The following is a 19487-nucleotide window of genomic DNA, read 5'->3' on the forward strand; positions in this document are numbered from 1 at the left end:
TTCGTCGCCTACGCGACGGCCACTCGGACGCGAGCCGGGCCGCCAACGGGCGGATGCTCGGTCTCGCTTCGCTCGGAAGCGGGGGTTGAGGTGTGCTGGGTGCGTCGGTATGCGCGTTCGGACTTGGGCACGCGGCTCGGAGTGGATCGTCGAGGTCGATCGGTACTGGTGGTTGGTCGGGGCAGCGTGGGTCGTTCGGGGCGAGGGGGTTGGGTTTTGGCCGGCGTCAGCGGTGGAGGTTCGGTCTTGCTGCGCTCGGAATGACGTGGTGGGGGTGTGCGGCGCACGCTCGGAGCGGATGATCTGCAACGGCGATGCTCGGCAGTGTGCACGGCGACTGGATGGGGGCGGCTGGGCGCAGCGGGGCCTCCGCTTCATTCGAGATCGTGGGGTGGTACGGCGCATCGGCACTCGAGGGTGCACGGCATGTACGGCGGCCGACCGTGAGTCGATCGCGAATTCGGGCTCGCCTCTGGGCGGCGACCACCGCATGCTCTGTGGCGCGTTCGACGGCGAGCGTTGTTCTTCGACTCCGCGCGGCGCGGGTGGGCGGATCGCGCGTAGTCGGCGAGGTGGTCGCGCGGCAATCGGATGCCGCTGGCTGGGTTGATGCCGGTGTCCTTATATATCTGGTCTGCTGCACGGGCCTGCGGCGCGCTGACCGTTGTCGTGGCTCGGTAAGCTGCTGCTTCGTGGTTTCGCCGAAGTCGCAGGACGCTGCGCTGGATAGACGTACCCGATTGCTGGCCGCCGCGGCGGTGACGCTCGGGGGGCTGGCGGATGTGCTGGCGCCTCTGGGTGAGATGTTCGCGGCGCGGGGGCACGAGCTGTACCTGGTCGGCGGGAGCGTGCGGGACGCGGTGCTCGGCCGGTTGGGGACCGATCTGGATTTCACCACCGACGCACGGCCGGAGGTGGTGCAGGACATCTTGCGCGGCTGGGCCGACCATCTGTGGGATACCGGCGGCCTGGCGTTCGGCACGGTCAGCGCGTCGAAGGCCGGGCAGCAGCTGGAGATCACCACCTTCCGCGCCGACAACTACGACCGGGTGTCGCGCAACCCCCAGGTGACCTTCGGCGACTCGCTCGCCGAAGACCTGGTGCGCCGGGACTTCACGGTGAACGCGATGGCCGTGAAAGTCGGTGCGGACGGCGCGCTGGAGTTCGTCGATCCGCTCGACGGCATGACGGCCTTGCTCGAGGGCGTGCTGGATACGCCTGCCGCGCCGGAGGATTCGTTCAACGACGATCCATTGCGCATGTTGCGCGCCGCGCGATTCGTCTCCCAGCTGGGATTCGAGCCGCATCCCCGGGTGCGGGCCGCGATCACCGCGATGGCCGACCAGATCGACCGCATCACCGCCGAGCGGGTCCGGGTCGAGCTGGACAAGCTGATCGCGGGCGCGCATCCGATCGACGGCATCAACGTCATGTGCGAGACCGGGCTGGCGCAGCGGGTGCTTCCCGAGGTACCCGCGATGAAGCTGGAGATCGACGAGCACCACCAGCACAAGGATGTCTACTGGCATTCGCTCACCGTGCTGGAGCAGGCGATCGACCAAGAGGAGGGCGACCCAGACTTGGTGCTGCGCTGGGCCGCGCTACTGCACGACATCGGCAAGCCCGACACCAAGCGCAACGAGCCGGGCGGCGGCGTCAGCTTTCACCACCACGAGGTGGTCGGCGCGAAGATGGTGCGCAAACGGATGCGCGCGCTGAAATATCCGAAGCAGTTCACCGAGGACGTTGCCCGGCTGGTGTTCCTGCATCTGCGCTTCCACGGTTACGGCAAGGGCCAGTGGACCGACTCCGCCGTCCGCCGCTACGTCACCGACGCCGCGGACCTGCTCCCCCGCCTGCACAAACTCGTCCGCGCCGACTGCACCACCCGCAACAAGCGCAGGGCCGCCGCGCTGCGCGCCACCTACGACGAGCTCGAGGTGCGGATCGAGCGGTTGCGTGAGCAGGAGGATCTGGCCAAGCTCCGCCCCGATCTGGACGGCAACGCGATCATGGAGCTGCTCGGCCTGCCCCCGGGACCCGAGGTCGGACGAGCCTGGCGCCATCTGAAGGAACTGCGGCTGGACCGCGGCCCCCTCAGCCGGGACGAAGCCGAAGCGGCGCTGCTCGAGTGGTGGAAGACGCAGAGCTGATCAGGTCAGAAGACGATCAGGGTGGTGCCGGCCAGGATGGCGGAGCGCATCTGGGCGAGATCGAAGGACCCGGAGATCTCCGGCAGTTCGACGCGGAAACGGATCAGGTCGTCCTCGCGCTCGGCACGCACGATCCGCGCGTCCTTGGGCAGGTGCTCGAGCGGTAGGGCGGGAACGTCGATCACGCGTCGCGGAATGCGCACGCCGAACCAGGTCACTCGGCGTATCTCGATGTGCAGGCGGTTGTCGGTGACCGACGCGTCCACCAAGGCGGTGAGCAGTCGCCTGCGGTGCCTGGCTCGGATCAGCCCGTTCGGGCGCACGTCCAGGTCCCAGTCCAATGGCTGGGTGTTCAGCCACCCGACCAGCGCCGCCGTGGTGACGGTGCCGTCGAGGTCCAGCCGGGCGGTGCGCACCTTGGTCGGCACGCCCGGAATCAGGCGGACGCCGTGTGCGATGACGGTCACGGACTCGATCGGGTGATCGTCCCAGCTCAGCCGCGACAGCACCGTCTTGGTCTGGAAATGCGCGCCGCGGCGGCGCACCTTCAGCACCTGCAAGGTGGCGTGCAGGTCGTGGCCGAGCAGTGTCGCGCTGACCTCTTGCCCGCCGAACCGGCTCAGGATGCCCTCGCTGAGCATGGTCATCAGCACATCGGGCAGCAGCGCCGTGACGGTGCCCGCGCCGAGATCGGCGACCGGATCCACCCATGCGGTGCTGAGCGCGACCCACTGCTCCAGCCAGGATTGATCGAACAGGCGCTTTCCGAGATCGACGGCCCGCAGCGGCGACCAGGACTTCGGATCGAAATACGTGGCCATGATTGGAACGAGCGTACTGGGCGCGTGGGCTCGAATCGGCGCGCTGTGACCCAGGTCGCGCGGACCGGCTGTCTTGCCCGGGGCAAGGGTCGGGCACGAGAATCGAGAGGCCGTCTGTCACGCACTGCTGGGAGGACGCACATGGCGCTGGATCTGAACAGTGATCTCGGCGAGGGCTTCGGACCGTGGACGATGGGCGACGACGCCGCCATGCTCGACATCGTCACCAGTGCGAACATCGCCTGTGGATTCCACGCGGGTGACCCTGCGATCATGCGCAAAACCTGCGCACTCGCGGTGCAGAAGGGAGTGCGGATCGGCGCCCACGTCGGTTATCGCGACCTGGCCGGTTTCGGTAGGCGAGAGATCGCCGTCGCGCCCGGAGAACTGCGCGACGAGGTGCTGTATCAGATGGGCGGCCTCGATGCTTTCGCGAAAGCCGCCGGGGATCGGGTGCGCTACGTGAAACCGCATGGCGCGCTCTATCACTCGGCCGCGCGCGATCGGAAACTGGCCGACGCCGTCGCGGCCGCGATCACGGAGTACGACCCGCGGCTGGCCCTGCTCGGCCCGGCCGGCACTCAGTTGGAGAGGGCAGCCGAGGCCGCCGGGGTGCGCTTCGTCGGCGAGGGCTTCGCCGACCGTGCCTACACGCCCGACGGCTCGCTGGCCGCGCGCGGTACGCCCGGGGCGGTGCTGGGGCCGCGGGACGCGGTCGACCAGGCGATTTCGATCGCGAAGTCGGGAGCCGCGCGGACGGCCGACGGTTCCGGCGAGGTCGCGGTACGCGCCGCGAGCATCTGCGTGCACGGTGATTCGCCCGCGGCGGTGGAGATGGCCCGGCACATCCGGACCGCGCTGGACGAAGTCGGCGTGCCGGTGGAGCCGTTCGGCTGAGGCCGGGACATGAAGACGAAGGACACGGTGACGCACGCGCAGCGCCAGGCGGCCGAGGAGGCGATCCGCGCGGCGGGTGATCGGGCGCTGCTGATCACTCCTCAGCGGCGTGCGGTGGTCGCGGAACTCGTCGCCGCCCTGCGGGATCGCCCGGTACCCGGTGTGCAGGATCTGCTTCCGGCCGCGGAAACCGTATTGCTGACGCTCGATTCAACGCTTGCCGCGGAACCGGTCCGCCGAGCGCTGACGACGCTCTTGATCGCACTGCACGCCGAAGGGACGACCGCTGTTTCCCGTGGAACATCGCACGCTTCCCGCGCCGACCCGGTGTCGATCCCGGTGCGGTACGACGGAGTCGACCTCGACGAGGTGGCCCGGATGCTGGAAGTCACGACCGCGGAAGTGATCGCCGCGCACACCGGCACGGTGTGGCGTTGCGCTTTCGTCGGATTCGCGCCGGGCTTCGGGTACCTGGAATCACCCGACGGCCGGTTGTCCGTTCCGCGTAGAGCGCAGGCGCGCACGTCGATTCCGGCGGGCGCGGTCGCACTCGCCGGTGGATACAGCGCCGTGTACCCACGGAGCACACCCGGCGGGTGGCAGCTGATCGGCACCACCGACCTCAGGATGTGGGATGCCGAGCGCGACCCACCCGCGCTGATCCGCGCGGGCGCCACGGTTCGGTTCGTCGACGCGAGGGACGGCCGATGATCGTTGTCGAGCAAGTCGGTCCCCTCGCGACCATCCAGGATCTCGGACGGCCGGGTTGGTTCGACTCCGGTGTCGGTCTCGCGGGGGCGGTGGATCGCGGGTCGCTGCGGCTGGCCAATCGGCTGGTCGGCAACCCCGAGGGACACGCGGCAGTCGAAGTGCTGATCGGTGGCCTCGCGCTGCATGCGGAGGAACACGTCATGCTGGCGGTCACCGGCGCTCCTGCGCCCGCTACCGTCGACGGCAGACCCGTGGGTCACGCGAGTGTGCTCGAGCTCGAACCGGGCCAAATCCTCAGGCTGGACTACGCGACCGTCGGCCTACGCAGCTACGTCGCGGTGCGCGGCGGCATCGACGTACCGGAGACGCTCGGTTCCCGCAGCCGCGACACCATGTCGGGCTTGGGACCGGAGCCGTTGGAGAAGGGCGATCGCCTCCCGATCGGGCTTTCTCCGCGCACGATTCCGGTGGTGGACTTCGCCCCCGTCGCCGAGTTACCCGCGCACGTCGTCACCGTACGGGCCGTGCTCGGTCCGCGCGATGATTGGTTCACCGACGCCATGGCCTTGTTCGAGGGCGAGTGGGAGGTCTCCACCGACACCGACCGGGTCGGCGCCCGATTGGCTCGCCGTACCGGCCCACCGCTGACCCGCAAGGTCAGTCGCGAACTGCCGACCGAAGGCATGGCACTCGGCTCGATCCAGGTGCCGCCGAGCGGGCAGCCGGTGGTCTTCCTCGCCGATCACCCGGTCACGGGCGGCTATCCGGTGATCGCGGTGGTCGTCGACGCCGACGTCGACGCCATCGCGCAGACCCGGCCCGGTCAGCCCGTCCGGTTCGTGCGGGTGGGCTGACTGCGGTTCGCGCCCGGTTGCAACCGGGCATGCATGAGATACACGTTGTAGCTGTCCCACGCCGAGAGCATGAAGTACAGGTCCTCGCCGGTCGACCACGGATGGATGAAGCCGCCATAGGACTTCGGATAATCTGCGGTGGACACCAGCGGGATCGCGTCCGTCCACGCCCCCTGCGGGCTCGCCGCGCTCCGCAGCACTATCGCGCCCCGGGCGGAATCCAAGTAGACCATTTGCCACTGCTCGGTCTCCCGGTCGTAGCGCACCGAGAGTTCACTCGCCATACCGAGCACCAAAGGGGTGGCCTGGTTCTCGGCTGCGGGCGCCCAGCTGCCGCCCACCCAGTACTGATAGGCGGACTTGTTCAGGATCTGACGCTTCGGGACCCGCGCCAGCGCGATCGTGCCGATGCGTCCGTTGGGGGTGCCGAACATGTAGACGTAGTCACCGTGCGGCACCATCGCCGCGACCTGGAATTTACCGAGACCGAACAGGTTGTCCCATCTGGCATGCTGATCTTTCTTCCAGGTGCGGCCGCGGTCGTCGGAGTACGCGATGCCGCCGTAGTTGGTCCACCACAGGCCTGGGATGCGGCTCCACCTGTTCACCGACATATAACTGAGGTACTGCCGGTTCCCGACGGCGAACCCTGAGGTGGGGATGGTGGTGGTCTCCCAGTTCTTGATCTTGCGGCTGCCCAGGATCTCCGCGGCGTGGCAGCGGCTGTCCTGCGCGAAGGTATCCAGGGCCAGGCCGTCGGAGAGCTCGCGGTCGGTGCTGAAACCGATGACGTTGCTGCGCCAGTCCTGGTCGTCGTTGCCCGCGCCGCCCACGCCCCAGCCTTTGCCGAAGGTGTCACCGAAGACGACGGCGACCTCACCGGGCGCGGTCTCCCACATCAGGCCGAGATCCGTGCCGTCTACCTGCCAGCGCATATCGGTGCGGTTGGGCGAACCGTGCCCGGTCACCTGCTCGACCAGCTCGACCGACTCGACGGTCGGCGCGGCCACCGGCGCCGCGAGCGGACCCGGCTCGGCCGGATGCACCACCTCCGGTGGAGCCGGTTGCGGCTTCTCGCCGGGGCCACCGGGCACCGGGACGGGAATCGGCTCGACCTCCGGCTTGAACTCGATGCGCGGCAGTTTGACCGGCGCACCGGAACCTGAGCCGGAGCCACTGTCCGAACCGGACCCCGAGGCGGAACCGGAACCACTGCCCGTATCGGGACCAGAGGCCGAGCCGGAGGAACCGGTTCCCTCGTCGGTGCCGGTCTCGGGCGTCGGGCTCGGATCGGGATCGGGTTCGGGGTGCTCGGGATAGTCCCTGATGTCCGGGCATGGGTTGTCGCACGGATTCTCCGGCAGCGGATCGGGGACGATCCGTGTGTTGTCCTGCGGCGGGTCGGGCACCGGAACCGGCGTGAGTTCCGGGACCGGCACCGGGATGTCGATCTGCGGCGGCAGCGGCGACGGTGGCGGCTGCGCGGGATCGGGCTCGCGATCGAGCGGGTCGAACCCGACCTCACCGCAGCTGTTCACCGGCGGCGGCGCCCACGGGAAGGGTGCGGCCGGTGCGGTGGGCAGCGGCACGGTGAGGGCGCCGACGAGCAGTGCGCCGAACAAGACCGGTGCACAAGGGGATTTGATTCCGGAGGCGCGCATCAGGTCGGCCCGGCCGCGGTCATCAGGCGGTCGGATGCCCGGCGACGGTCCGAGTTGCCCACGCGCCCAGCAGTTGTCCGACCGCATCGGGATTGTGCACCGGAGAACCCATGTCGTCTTGACTCCTGTCGGTCGGCGGCTGACAGGTCAACTTACCGGAACAATCGCGGTGAACGGGGGACGGCGAATCGAAAAAGCGCCGCGTGATGGAACCGGCGCCGTACCGCGCGCGTCAAAGGACATATGAACGAGATCGAGTACGTGTTCGGTACCGGTGACGGACCCGTGCACGTCTGGACCAGCCAGGCCGACCTGGAACTCGGCGACACGGGTGCGGCCGACGCGGTGCGGCTGGACTTCGACGGGGACGGTATCGCCGATGACGCGCTGTGGGATCCGGCTGGTTCGGGCAGCGCCGACATCGCGGCGCTGGATCTCGACGACGACGGTGTGCCCGACCACTTCTTCACCGATCCCACCGGCCTCGGCACGTGGAATCACCAAATCACCGGTCTGCCCGGCGATGCGGCGAGCGAGCAGCTGGACTGGATCGTGCGCACGGAGGCGGAAGTGCCGGATCGTGCGCTCGGCGACACGCGATTATCGGATTCGCAGGCGCTTGCCGATTCCGCGGCCGTACCGTCCGGCGATCCGGCGGCCGACACGATGCCCGAGCACCTGACGCACCGGCTGAGCCGCGGCGTGCGCAATCTCGGCGACGAACCGTACATCAGCTGATCGCGCGGCGCGTGTTCAACGCTATGCCCCCGATTCCCGCGGCATAGATCGCGGCGCCGGTCAGCACCACGACCGCCGATCGGCCGTCGTCTGGAATGATCAGGGCCGCGGCCGCGATCGCCAGCACGAACGTGATGTTGAAAACCGTGTCCTGCAGCGCGAACACCTGACCGCGGCGAGCGTCGTCGATATCGATCTGCATGGTCGCGTCGCCGGTCAGTTTGATCGTCTGCCCGGCGAGTCCGAGCAGGAAGGCGCCGGCCAGAAGGAGTTCGTGCGCACGCTCCACCGCGGCGCCCGAATCGGCGAACGCGATCGGCGTGACCAGCGTCAGCTGCACCAGCATGGCGGTGACCAAACCGGCGACCACGGTGCGCGCCCGCCCCAGCCGGGGAATGAGCAGTGGCGCGACGACGGCCGCCACCAGCATGCCCGCCGCGGTGGCGGCGATCGCGACGCCGAAACCGACCAGGCCACCACTGAGTCCGGTGCCGTCCACCGGGGCCTGGCGCAACACCAGCACCATGATCAGCGAATTCAAGCCGAACACGATTCGGTGGGTGCCGATGCCCAGCATCGCCGTCGTGACCGCTCGCGATTCCCACACCGCGGTGGTACCGGTACGCAGACCGGTGGCGATCGCATGCACGGTGTTCTCGCCCTTCGCCGCGTCGGGCGTGGGACCGAGCACCCGTGGCTGGAACCCCGCGGCCAGCGCCGCGCCGAGCAGCGACCCGGTCCCGCTGATCGCGACCGCGACCGCCGAGGCGAAGTCGCCCGCCCCGATCAGCCCGATCACTCCCACCGCCACGGCCGCTCCCGCACCGGCGCACCCGGAGGCGACCGTGGCCAGCACCGAGTTCATCGGCACCAGCCATGCTTGCGCCAGCACCCGCGGCAGCGCGGCGGAGACACCCGCCAGGACGAATCTGCTGACGCCCACCACCGCCAAGGCCAGCAACAGCAGCGGTGTCTCACCGACGCCGGCGAGCAACCCTACGCTGATCAGTGCGATCAGCACCGCGCGCAGCACGTTGGCCACCAGGAGTACGGCCCGCCGGTCCCAGCGATCCAGCAGCGCGCCCGCGTACGGTCCGATCAGCGAATACGGCAACAACAGCACCGCGAAGCCCGCCGCGATGGCCAGCGGATCGGTCTGCCGTTCGGGGTTGAACAGGATCGCGCCCGACAACGCGGCTTGGAACATCCCGTCGCCGAATTGCCCGGCGAAACGCACCACGGCCAGACGCGACACGCCCGGGCTTTGCCGAAGTGTGGCGCGCAGTCCACCCGGCCGTTGCTCCGCGGGAGTGAGGCCTTCGGCGTGACCAGTCGACACGTCCGCGAGCGTACTGCGTTCGCCGACGACGACGCACAACCGCGCGTCGCCCGTGAACCTCGCGGCGCCCGAGTCAGACCCGGTCGACCAGCGCGCTCACCGTCGTGCGCATATCCGGCGCCATCGGCAGCTCGTCGAGCGCGCTCGCGTCGATCCAGGCGAACGCGTCGTGCTCCCCTGGCGCGAGGACGACATCACCCGGCTCGGCCTCCGCCACGAAGCTGTATTTCCGTACTTTCGACTTGGTGCGGGTGGCGTAATCGAATCCACCGAGGAAGTCGAGGACGGCGCGCAGCCGCAGCCCCGTTTCCTCCAGCAATTCCCGCTCGACGCACTCGGCGAATGTCTCCCCCGATTCGACTCCTCCACCGGGCAGTTCGTACATACCGCCGTGATAGTCGTCGGCGACCCGGCGCACCACCAGAAGCCGCCCTTCGCGGAACACCGCGACGCCGACCACGAAGTGCGCGACGCCATCGCGGTGTGCTTCGCTACGGAGTTGCTGCTCGATCCGGGCCAGGTCATCGGATTCCAGCACGTCGTTCCCTCCGGTCGGCGTTGTGGCGCTTGGTAATCGGGGCCGGACCGCGATATCCGGCGAGGTGGCCCGACGTTTCGACGTACCGGTTGGTTCTGCTCGCCTCCCGTTCACCTTCCGGTCGCTCGCGTAAAATGCCGAGTGCGGCACAATTTACTAGGAACGCGGAGTACCGCGGCGGAAGTGCTCCTACCCTGAATGGCGATCGGTGCACGGTCCCGAGAGGAGGACCATGATGTCCACACTCACGACACCACACATCGATGTCCACCGTGGCGGCGACCGTATGAAGACGCGGGTCTCCTGGCTGGATTCGAAGCACTCGTTCTCCTTCGGCGAGCATTACGATCCCGACAACACCCATCACGGCTTGCTGCTGGTCAACAACGAGGATGTCGTCTCGCCCGGGCAAGGTTTCGACACCCACCCGCACCGGGACATGGAGATCGTCACCTGGGTGCTGGGTGGCAGTCTGGTGCACCAGGACTCTCTGGGCCACACCGGTGTTATCTATCCCGGGCTGGCTCAGCGGATGAGCGCGGGCACCGGCATCCTGCACTCGGAGAAGAACGACTCGTGGCGGCTGGACGGCCGCGTCTCCGAACACGAGGAGCCCGTGCATTTCGTGCAGATGTGGGTCGTGCCGGATGAGCCGGGTCTGACTCCTGGCTATCAGCAGCTCGAGATCGATGACGAACTAGCGGGAGGCGGTCTGGTCACGGTCGCCTCTGGGCTGCCCCGATACCGCGATCGCACCGCCATCGCCATCAACAGCAGCCATTCGGCGCTGCACGTGGCGCGTATGGCCGGCGCGGAGCCGGGCGCCGAGCAGGTGATCGATCTGCCCGATGCGCCGTACCTGCACTTGTTCGTGGCGCGCGGGGAGGTGGACATGGAAGGAGTCGGCCCGCTCTACGAGGGTGACGCGGTACGTTTGACCAGGTCGGGCGGGCAGCGTGTGGTGGCGCGTCAGCCTTCGGAGATCCTGGTTTGGGAGATGCACGCGCGGCTGGGCGCCCAGTAGCCGGTTCGCATTAACATCCGTCCGCGGGGTGTGCGATCAGTAGGCGACCGCCGCGCAACCCCGGACCACCTCGTCCGGAGCGAGCATCGCGAGGCACCGACGGAGAGGAAGTCCATGTCGCAGTATCCGCCCCCGCCGCCCGGCCATTACCCGCCGCCGGGGCAGTACCCGCCGCCGCCACCCGGCGGCCAGTACTCCGGCCAGCCCGCCTACTGGCAGGAATCGCCGAAGGGCCGAGGCCTGGCGATCACGGCGCTGGTGCTCGGCATCCTCGCGTTGCTGTTCTTCTGGACGATCATCGGCGGCTATGTCTGCGGCATCTTCGCCGTAATCCTGGGTATCGTCGCGATCTTCAAGGCCCGCGCCGGCACTGCCGGGGGCATGGGCATGGCGATCGCCGGTGTCGTCCTCGGTGTGCTGGGCATCGTGGGCGCCGTTCTGCTCACCATCGTGGGTTACAACTTCTTCGTCGACTCCGGCGGCAAGGACTTCGTGGACTGCGTGAACAAAGCGGGCAACGACCAGTCCAAGATCGAACAGTGCGAGCGCGACTGGAACGAGAAACTGCAGGACAAATACAGCATCACGCTCACTCCGCCGCCCGCGCCGACACCCCGGTAGCCGCGGCGCAGGCTCGGGTCGTGGCGATCACCTCGGCGAATTCGCGGCGGAAGTCGCCGTCGGGCGCCACGACCCAGGTTCGGTAGGCGCCGTGCTCGTCGGCGGGTGACGGCAGCACGATGTGGCTGCCCGGCAGTGCGATGGAGGCGCAGACCCGGAACAGGTCGGCGAACAGCCCGGTGTCGAGGTAGGAGTTGTCGTTGGGGCCGGTCAGGAAGGTCCAGCGGTCGGCGCGCGGATGCGCGATGATCGGACCAGGCCGAGCCTCGGGTCCGGCGATCAAGCGCTCGCGCACCCGGCGACCGAACGCGGCGGGCATCACGACCGCTCCGACCGAGCCGACTTCCAGCATGATGCGACCCAGGATCGGATCGACCAGACCGTATAGCCCGTTGTTCTCGCGATAGCCGCGACAGCGAGCGAACGCGTCCTGGATCGACGGGAAGTCCGTGGACGCGAGATGCCTGCTCGATTCGATGCGCGATGTACTCATGTCGAACAACCTCGCCTCGCTGTGGTGGACGCGTGCTCGGAAGAATCGATCGCTGCCTCGACCCTAGTCCTGGGCAAGTCGCTTGACAATAGTCACTCGAGGCGCACGAAGTGTCGGCGTACCATCCCTGCCCATGGCACCCGTATCGCCCACCGTCGCCCGCTGGGAGTTGGTGCTCCGGCTGCGTGAACTGCGCGAACAGCGCGGGTTCGACTCGGCGGGCTTCGCCAGGCGGGTGGGGTTCACACCGGCCAACTGGTCACACGTGGAGAAAGGCAGACGGGTACTCACCACCGAGACCATCGGCCCCGTGCTCGAACTGCTCGAGGTGGAAGCCGAGGAGCGTGCGGAGCTGCTGGCCCTGCTGAAGGCCAGCAAGCAGCGCGGGTGGTGGGCGAAGTCCTCGGCGCTGATCGGACCGGAGCTGCAGCGGCTCTACGGCATGGAATACGGCGCGCAGAGCATCCGCAGCTACGACAGCCTCGTCGTGCCGGGCCTGTTGCAGACCGAGGACTACGCCCGTGCGCTGATCAGCGCCGATGTGATGATCCGACCGGTCCAGGTCGAGCAACTGGTGGCGATCCGGATGCGGCGCCGAGAGCGGCTGCGCGGCGCGGACCCGGTGGAACTCACCGCGGTGTTCGGTGAGGGCACGCTGCTGCAGCAGACCGGAGGTCCGGATGTGCTGCGCGGGCAGTTGACCTACCTGGCCGAGCTGATCGAGGAGCTGAACACCGTGGAAGTGCGCGTGATCCCGTTCGCGGCCACCGCGGGCGCGGTGCTCGGCGGCTCCAGCTTCCACCTCATCGACTTCGCCGGTGAACAGCTGCCCACGTTCGGCTGGGTGGAGAGCGCCGTGTTCGGCGGGGCCGTCGAAGACCCGGATCTGGTCCGCGATCTACGCTTCGCGTACCTGCGCGCGGTAGACCAGTCGCTCTCACGAGCGGAGTCATTAGCCCTGATCAGACGCTATTCCCGCGTGTAAAATCCTGCCCATGGCCATCACCGCACGGCCGGCACGCACCGGCTGGTTCACATCGACCAGATCGAATAATGGCAACCAATGCGTCGAGGTCAGGTTCGATGGTGATGCGGTGCTCATCCGCGACAGCAAATATCGCCGCGACCCGGCGAACCGCCCCGACGAAGAGCCCGTCATCACCGTGACCGCAGCCGAATGGACCGCTTTCCTCGACGCCGTGCGCACCCGCGGGCGATCGAATGGCGAACTGCGCGCGCACCCCGCCGCCAACGGTCACACCGCACTGCGCCACGGCGAGATCACCCTGACCTACACCCGAGAGGAGTGGGACGCCTTTCTGCTCGGCGCACACGACGGCGAATTCGATCGCGCCGTCGTGCCTGCTTGATTTTCCCTGCTCGCCGTCCCCGGGCCGGCCGCGCCCGGGGGCCGACTCACGCGCTTGTCGGCATACTGGACATCGTGACTTCCGAACTGACCCGTCCTTCTGGTATCGATCTGTCCTACCTCGACGAGGACGTGCGGGTGCAGGACGACTTGTTCGCGCACGTCAACGGCAAATGGCTGGCCGACTATCAGATTCCCGCCGACCGGGCGGTGGACGGCGCCTTCCGCGCGCTGTACGACCAGGCGGAGCTGCACGTACAGGCAATCATCCAGAACGCCGCGGCCGCCGACGCGGAGCCGGGCAGCGAAGCCCGCAAGATCGGTGATCTGTACTCCAGCTTCATGGACACCGACACGGTGGCCGCCCTCGGGCTCGCGCCGATCGCGGCCGAACTCGCGGCGATCGCCGAAGTCGGCGACAAGGGGGCTTTCGCGTCGCTGCTCGGCCGGTTGCAACGCACCGGCGTCGGGGGCGCCGTCGCCGTCTATGTCGACACCGACGACAAGGACTCCAACCGCTATCTGGCGCACGCCACCCAGTCCGGCATCGGCCTGCCCGACGAGTCGTACTACCGGCAGGACGAGTTCGCCGAGATCCGCGCGAAGTACATCGCGCACATCAACCGCATGTTCGCGTTGGCCGCCGCCGACCCGCAGGTCGCCGGGCTGCTACCGGAAGACCTCGGCACCGTCGGTGAACGTGTCTTCGAGCTGGAGCGGAAACTGGCCGCTGGTCACTGGGACGTGGTGCGCCGCCGGGACGCCGAACTCAGGTACAACCTGACCACCTTCGCCGCGCTGGTCGCGGCCAACCCCGAGTTCGACTGGGCCGCATGGACTTCCGCCCTGGCCGAAGGCATGGACGCGGCCGGGACCGAGCTTTTCGCCGAGTCGGTGGTGCATCAGCCGGACTATCTGCGCACGTTCGCGCGCCTGTGGGCCGACGAGCCGCTCGCGGACTGGCAGGCATGGGCGGCGTGGCGGGTGCTCCGCTCGCGTGCGCCGTATCTGACCGACGCGGTGGTCGAGGAGAACTTCGATTTCTACGGCCGCACGCTCACCGGCGCCGAGGAGAACCGGGAACGCTGGAAGCGCGGCGTCGCGCTGGTGCAAAGTCTGCTCGGCGAGGCGGTCGGCAAATTATATGTGGCCGAACATTTCCCGCCCGAAGCCAAAGCGCGCATGGTCGAGCTGGTGGCCAACCTGCAGGAGGCATACCGCCGCAATATCGCCGAGCTGGAGTGGATGGGCCAGGGCACCAGACTCGCCGCGCTGGCGAAGCTGGAGAAGTTCACCCCGAAGATCGGCTACCCGGACAAGTGGCGGGACTATTCGGGTGTGGTGATCGACCCGGCCGATCTGGTGGGCAATTACCGCAGAGGCTATGCGGCCGAACACGATCGGGATCTGAAGAAGCTCGGTGGTCCGGTCGACCGGGACGAGTGGTTCATGACTCCGCAGACGGTGAACGCCTACTACAACCCCGGCATGAACGAGATCGTCTTCCCCGCCGCCATCCTCCAGCCGCCGTTCTTCGACATGAACGCCGACGACGCTGCCAATTACGGCGGTATCGGCGCGGTGATCGGCCACGAGATCGGGCACGGCTTCGACGACCAGGGTTCGAAATACGACGGCGACGGCAACATGGTGGACTGGTGGACCGACGAGGACCGCACCGAATTCGGTAAGCGGACCAAGGCGCTGATCGATCAGTACGACGTGCTCTCCCCCAAGGACCTGCCGGACGAGCACACCGTGAACGGACAGTTCACCATCGGCGAGAACATCGGCGACCTCGGCGGTCTCTCCATCGCGCTGGAGGCGTACAAGCTCTCGTTGGGCGGCGCCGCCGCACCGGAGATAGACGGGCTCACCGGCCTGCAACGGGTGTTCTTCGGTTGGGCGCAAGTGTGGCGCACGAAAGCCCGTGCGGAAGAAGCCGTCCGCAGGCTCGCCACCGATCCGCATTCCCCGGCGGAGTTCCGCTGCAACGCCGTAGTGCGCAACCTCGACAGCTTCCACGAGGCGTTCGACCTGCGACCCGGCGATGCGTTGTACTTGGAACCCGCCGAGCGCGTGAAGATCTGGTGATTGCGCCGGCCGAGGCGGTCCCGAGCGGCCGCTTCGGCACCTTCGGCGGTGTGGCCTCCGAGATATAGCAAAAGCCGAACACTGCGATCGACTACTTCGAGCAATCGACCGCAGTTTTCGGCTTCGCGCCGACTCGGGATTACCGAGTCTTCGGTTTCCTCAGTTCCAGTCGCCCAGACCGTCGCTCGTGCTGAGCGTGCCGCCCTGGGTGTTCTGCACGACCACCGGGTCGCCGCGGCGCGCGTTCTCGAAGAACCACTTGGCGTCCTCGGTGCTGACGTTCAGGCAGCCGTGGCTGGCGTTGGAGACGCCCTGCTGGGCGACCGACCAGGGAGCCGCGTGCACGAAGATGCCGCTGTTGGAGATGCGGGTGGCGTATTCGACCTCGAGCTTGTAGCCCTCCGGGTCGGTGACCGGCACGCCGTAGGTCGACGAGTCCATGGTCATCTTGCGCAGCTGCTCGCCCACGATGTAGGTGCCGTTCGGCGTCTCGTGCTTGGGCTTGCCCATCGAGGTGGGCATCTCCTTCACCACCTCGCCGTTGCGGGTGATGGTGATGGTGTGGGTCTCGTCGTCGGCAGTCGTCACGAAGGCGTCGCCGATGCGGAAGGAGCTGGTGGTGCCGCCCGCCTGCACCTGCACGTCGGTGTTGTCCGGCCAGAACTCGTCCGGCCGCCAGCGCACCTGCTTGTCACCGCGCCAGTAGAAGTGGCCGGGAGCGGCCTTCGACGAGGTGATCTGAATGGCCTTCTCGGCGGTGGCGTGGTCGGTCACCGGCTCCTTGAAGGTGATGATGATCGGCTGGGCGACGCCGACGACCTCGCCGTCGGCGATGTTGATCGAGGGCGGGGCGAAGTTCGCCTGCGGCGCGGGCTCGGTGGCCGCGGCGGCCGATCCGGTGCCGAGACCGGGGATCGGTTCGGCCTGAGCAGGCGCGACGAGCAGAACACCGGCCGCCGCGATCGCGGCGGACAGCAGGACGCCCTCGCGCATCCGGCGGGTCAGCCGCGCTCCCTTGCGGCGAGCAGGCAACGATCCGGTGTGCAAAGCGGCATGCATAGGTTTCTCGTCCATTCCATCTCTCGCGCACACGCGTACGCGCGCGCAAAGCGAGATTTTTCATTTCAGCGCGGAGCCAGAGGAGCGCCCCACTGGTATCGACGGCCCGACCCGTCGTCCATTCCTACCCGTCCCGGCATGCCCCGAGCCACCGGCGTTTCGGAGTGATTCAGCAACGGTGCTTGATGTGGTCCGCATCACAATCAATTCGGTCGGGTATCGGTGCGGGCAAACCGCCCGGTCACGACGGATCGGACACCATCTACCCGGAGTCGGCGGGAACGTGAAAGATGGTTCACCACAAACCAGTTAGTGACGAAGCTCACTGATCACGTCGAGCGAAATCGGGCGATGCGGACCGGTCGCGATGTTGCCCATGTGCCCGTCCATACCGAGAAACACCAAGCCCCCGCCGGAGCGGCTCGGCACTAGCTATCGGTCTGCTTGTGCTTGCGCACCGAGGTCTGCGCCGTCGCCGCCAGTCGCGCCAGCCTCGCGTCGCCGAGCGCGGTCACCATGCTGCCGAGCCCGTTGGTCACGAACGCGATCGACATGCCGAGATCCGGGTCGGCGTACGCGCCGGAGCCGCCCACGCCATAGTGGCCGAACGCGTGTCGCGGCTGCTGCTTGGACATCAGTACGGGGCGGTGATAGCCGAGCGTGAAGCTGATCGGCAAACCGAGCACGTAATCACGGGTGTGCGCGGACTGCACCCGCCCGATCGTCGCGATCGTCTCCGGGGTCAGGAGCCGCACGACCTGCTCGGATCCGGTCGGGCCGACACCGTGCCCGCCCCCCTCCGATCGGGCGTAGACCACTCCGTCGTGGGCCAGCGCGCCGTACATCCGCGCCAGGGCGCGCGCCGAGAAGACGCCGTTCCAGCCCGGCATCACCGAGTCGTGCACCCGGGGGTCGCGGACCAACTCGTCGAAACTCTCCGGCATACCGGCCTCGGCGAGTCCGCGCACCGGCCGCACCCAGGACAGCACCGAGGAGGCGGTGTTCCAGCGGATGCCCGGCGGGCCGAGCGGACGGAAGATCTTGGCGATCCGGTGTCGTTCGGACTCCGGCACGCGGAACCAGTACTCGTCCAGGCCGAGCGGCTCGGCGATCTCGGTGCGCAACACCTCGGTGAACGGCGTGCCCGTCACCCGCTGCACGATCTCGGCGACCAACCAGCCGAAAGTGATCGCGTGGTAGCCGGAGGTGCGGATACGCCGGGGATCCGGCGGGCTGTCGGCCAGCGCCCGGACCACGGCCTCGTAGTTCAGGATGCCTTCACGACCGGGGACCAGGCCGCGCACCCGGTGCAAGCCGGCGCGGTGGCAGAGCACGTCACGAACCGTGATGTCGTCTTTGCCGTGCGCGGCGAACTCCGGCCAGTACTCGGCCACCGGCGTGTCGTAACCGATCAGACCCCGTTCGGCCAAGCGATGGACGACGGTCGAGGCCACGCCCTTGCCGGTGGAGAAGGTCAGTGCGACGGTGTCGCCGTTCCAGCGCCGCTCCTTGTCCGCCCAGCCTGCCCAGACGTCGACCACGGGTCTGCCGTCGAGGTAGACCGCCAGTGCGCCGCCACCGCGTGCGGGTTGGGCGAACAGGCCGAAGAATTGATCCGCCAGCCGAATGAAACGCGGGTCGACCAGCATCTCGCGCGGTGCCGCCAGTTTCTCGCGGGCCGAATCGGTGGGCTCGAAGTCGTCCGCCGCCGTTGCCGAAACCATGGGGTCACCTCCTGACCGCCGTTATCCGGGCTGGTCAACCAGGGTAACCCGTTCAGGGGGTATGCCAGAGCCCAAAAGGGGTGGCGAGGCACGCGTCGCCGCTGTCGGCGTTCCAGGCGAAGGCCGCGACGCCCAGACAGACGACCGACTGTTCGGCGGTCTCCACCCCCGCTCGCGACCCTTCGAGCGCGATGGAGACCGCGAACGTCCGTGCTGCCGGGTCATCGTTGGTCGAGGTGAGCGCGACTGCGTCCGGGCCGAGACCGACCGCGACCGGAACCCCGCCCGCGCCTTCGCTCGCACCGACGCCGCCAGCCGCGCCGATGCCGATGGCCGTGGCGCCGCGGGTCGCGTTGGCGTAGCCGACCCCATTGATCCCGGTGGCCCTGGCCGAGCCGTGACTGTCGGTCGCCGCCCGGCAGGCCGTCTCCCCATCGATGACGGTGACGTCGGTCCCGTGGTCCGACCGGCAGTGCACGTCGGCAGCGACAGCCACCCCCGGAACGACGAAGGAGCCTCCGATCGCCGCGGTCGAACACACGATTGCGCTGATCAGCTTCACCGGGGGACTCCTCTCGGACCAGAAATCCCACCATACCCAGACTGGTTGGCGGCGGTTCGTTTCCGCCGTCGGCTCGACGTGCGCTCGGTCCATGGTGTATTCATGGCGTGGTATTTCAAGCACAGCCAAGGCAACTTCGGATCACGGGGGCGTGAGTTCGCCGGCGTTACAGCTCGGGAGGACTGTACGTGTCTCGTCAACTGCCCTGGGGGCGTCTCGCCTTCGCCGGATTCGCCATCGCGGCGGGATTGTCGCTGGTCGGCTGCAGTTCCACGGTCAGCGGTACCGCCCAGCCCGCCGTGGACAACGGGACGATCGACGCGGTGTCGGTGACCAATACGCCGAAACCCTCCTCGGGCAAGCCCACTCCGAGCACCGGCAAGCCGACGACGAGCAAGCCGAGCGGCGACACCGACTTCGACGCGAACATCAACGACTGCGTGAAACTCGGCGGCACCACCACCAACGCCACCATCGAAAAGGCGTCGTGCGGCAGCCGTGAGTCGAACTACAAGGTGATCGAGAAGAAGGCGAAGAGCTCGCAGTGCAGCAGCGACGCCGACAACTACTACGCCGAGACCGTCAACGGCATCGAGCAGGGTGCGCTGTGCCTGGACATCGACTGGGTGGTCGGCGGCTGCATGGACGTCGGCGGTGACGACCCCAAGCGCATCGACTGCACCGGCTCGGCGCCGTCGAAGGGCGTGAAGGTGGTCAAGATCCAGCAGGGCGCCGATGACGTCAGCGTCTGCGGCAGCGGCACCGGATACGTCTACGACAAGCGCCGCTTCGTCGTCTGCGTCCAGGAACTCTGACCGGGACTTCCCAT

General features: G+C 68.0%; 19 protein-coding genes. 11 read left to right on the forward strand and 8 right to left on the reverse strand.

What is annotated here, in order from left to right:
- Positions 1–692: 692 nt before the first annotated feature.
- Positions 693–2153 carry a CCA tRNA nucleotidyltransferase gene (locus ACFU5M_RS21220; RefSeq protein WP_379051758.1) on the forward strand — a complete coding sequence of 487 codons (1461 nt, stop codon included), beginning with the start codon at positions 693–695 and terminating at the stop codon, positions 2151–2153.
- Positions 2154–2158: 5 nt separating this feature from the next.
- Here ACFU5M_RS21220 and ACFU5M_RS21225 read toward each other — a convergent pair whose 3' ends face one another.
- Positions 2159–2974, reverse strand: a complete 816-nt coding sequence (locus tag ACFU5M_RS21225; RefSeq protein ID WP_379051760.1) for a hypothetical protein — start codon at positions 2972–2974, stop codon at positions 2159–2161.
- A 141-nt stretch (positions 2975–3115) separates the two neighbouring features.
- On the opposite strand from ACFU5M_RS21225, the gene ACFU5M_RS21230 reads away from it, so the two are divergent.
- From ACFU5M_RS21230 to ACFU5M_RS21240, 3 genes are read left to right on the forward strand one after another with little or no spacing between them, the layout of a single operon-like run.
- Positions 3116–3871 carry a LamB/YcsF family protein gene (locus ACFU5M_RS21230; RefSeq protein ID WP_379051762.1) on the forward strand — a complete coding sequence of 252 codons (756 nt, stop codon included), beginning with the start codon at positions 3116–3118 and terminating at the stop codon, positions 3869–3871.
- A 9-nt stretch (positions 3872–3880) separates the two neighbouring features.
- Positions 3881–4582, forward strand: a complete 702-nt coding sequence (locus tag ACFU5M_RS21235; RefSeq protein WP_379051764.1) for an allophanate hydrolase subunit 1 — start codon at positions 3881–3883, stop codon at positions 4580–4582.
- Positions 4579–5436, forward strand: a complete 858-nt coding sequence (locus ACFU5M_RS21240) for a biotin-dependent carboxyltransferase family protein (RefSeq protein ID WP_379051767.1) — start codon at positions 4579–4581, stop codon at positions 5434–5436. The genes ACFU5M_RS21235 and ACFU5M_RS21240 overlap by 4 nt, the downstream gene beginning before the upstream one ends.
- Here the strand turns inward: ACFU5M_RS21240 and ACFU5M_RS21245 are convergent.
- Entirely contained in the window at positions 5406–7097 is a 1692-nt protein-coding gene (locus tag ACFU5M_RS21245) for a DUF4185 domain-containing protein (RefSeq protein WP_379051770.1), read from the reverse strand. The two genes, ACFU5M_RS21240 and ACFU5M_RS21245, sit on opposite strands and share 31 nt — an antisense overlap.
- 243 nt (positions 7098–7340) lie before the next feature.
- Between ACFU5M_RS21245 and ACFU5M_RS21250 the strand changes: the two genes are divergently transcribed.
- On the forward strand, positions 7341–7835 hold the full coding sequence (locus ACFU5M_RS21250) for a hypothetical protein (protein ID WP_379051773.1): 495 nt from the start codon (positions 7341–7343) through the stop codon (positions 7833–7835).
- On the opposite strand, the gene ACFU5M_RS21255 is transcribed toward ACFU5M_RS21250, so the two are convergent.
- Together ACFU5M_RS21255 and ACFU5M_RS21260 are read right to left on the reverse strand one after the other, a co-directional pair.
- Positions 7828–9174: an MFS transporter gene (locus tag ACFU5M_RS21255; protein ID WP_379051775.1), complete on the reverse strand. Its 1347-nt coding sequence runs from the start codon at positions 9172–9174 to the stop codon at positions 7828–7830. The genes ACFU5M_RS21250 and ACFU5M_RS21255 overlap by 8 nt on opposite strands.
- Before the next feature lie 73 nt (positions 9175–9247).
- Entirely contained in the window at positions 9248–9712 is a 465-nt protein-coding gene (locus ACFU5M_RS21260) for an NUDIX domain-containing protein (protein ID WP_379051776.1), read from the reverse strand.
- A gap of 235 nt (positions 9713–9947) precedes the next feature.
- Here ACFU5M_RS21260 and ACFU5M_RS21265 point away from each other — a divergent pair, with 235 nt between their 5' ends.
- Both ACFU5M_RS21265 and ACFU5M_RS21270 read left to right on the forward strand, forming a co-directional pair.
- The gene (locus ACFU5M_RS21265; protein WP_379051778.1) at positions 9948–10736 is read left to right on the forward strand and encodes a pirin family protein; all 789 of its coding nucleotides are present in this window, start codon (positions 9948–9950) and stop codon (positions 10734–10736) included.
- A 114-nt stretch (positions 10737–10850) separates the two neighbouring features.
- Complete coding sequence (locus ACFU5M_RS21270) at positions 10851–11357, forward strand: DUF4190 domain-containing protein (protein WP_379051781.1); 507 nt, start codon at positions 10851–10853, stop codon at positions 11355–11357.
- Here ACFU5M_RS21270 and ACFU5M_RS21275 read toward each other — a convergent pair.
- Positions 11326–11850, reverse strand: coding sequence for a hypothetical protein (locus ACFU5M_RS21275; RefSeq protein ID WP_379051785.1), 525 nt, complete (start codon positions 11848–11850; stop codon positions 11326–11328). The two genes, ACFU5M_RS21270 and ACFU5M_RS21275, sit on opposite strands and share 32 nt — an antisense overlap.
- 133 nt (positions 11851–11983) lie before the next feature.
- Between ACFU5M_RS21275 and ACFU5M_RS21280 the strand changes: the two genes are divergently transcribed.
- From ACFU5M_RS21280 to ACFU5M_RS21290, 3 genes are all read left to right on the forward strand, one after another.
- On the forward strand, positions 11984–12835 hold the full coding sequence (locus ACFU5M_RS21280; RefSeq protein ID WP_379051787.1) for a Scr1 family TA system antitoxin-like transcriptional regulator: 852 nt from the start codon (positions 11984–11986) through the stop codon (positions 12833–12835).
- A 10-nt stretch (positions 12836–12845) separates the two neighbouring features.
- Entirely contained in the window at positions 12846–13220 is a 375-nt protein-coding gene (locus ACFU5M_RS21285) for a DUF397 domain-containing protein (protein WP_379051790.1), read from the forward strand.
- A gap of 65 nt (positions 13221–13285) precedes the next feature.
- Entirely contained in the window at positions 13286–15313 is a 2028-nt protein-coding gene (locus ACFU5M_RS21290; protein WP_379051852.1) for a M13 family metallopeptidase, read from the forward strand.
- 159 nt (positions 15314–15472) lie between these two features.
- On the opposite strand, the gene ACFU5M_RS21295 is transcribed toward ACFU5M_RS21290, so the two are convergent.
- The 3 genes from ACFU5M_RS21295 to ACFU5M_RS21305 form a co-directional block, all read right to left on the reverse strand.
- Positions 15473–16387, reverse strand: coding sequence for a L,D-transpeptidase (locus ACFU5M_RS21295; RefSeq protein WP_379051792.1), 915 nt, complete (start codon positions 16385–16387; stop codon positions 15473–15475).
- Between the two features lie 413 nt (positions 16388–16800).
- A complete protein-coding gene (locus tag ACFU5M_RS21300) occupies positions 16801–18021 on the reverse strand; it encodes a serine hydrolase domain-containing protein (RefSeq protein WP_379051855.1) in 1221 nt (406 codons plus the stop codon).
- A 127-nt stretch (positions 18022–18148) separates the two neighbouring features.
- Complete coding sequence (locus tag ACFU5M_RS21305) at positions 18149–18658, reverse strand: DUF6764 family protein (RefSeq protein WP_379051794.1); 510 nt, start codon at positions 18656–18658, stop codon at positions 18149–18151.
- Between the two features lie 188 nt (positions 18659–18846).
- On the opposite strand from ACFU5M_RS21305, the gene ACFU5M_RS21310 reads away from it, so the two are divergent.
- Positions 18847–19473 (forward strand): hypothetical protein, encoded by a 627-nt coding sequence (locus tag ACFU5M_RS21310; RefSeq protein WP_379051797.1) that lies wholly within the window; start codon positions 18847–18849, stop codon positions 19471–19473.
- Positions 19474–19487 lie beyond the last annotated feature (14 nt).

It is taken from the genome of Nocardia sp. NPDC057455 (assembly GCF_042802775.1).
GTDB lineage: Bacteria > Actinomycetota > Actinomycetes > Mycobacteriales > Mycobacteriaceae > Nocardia.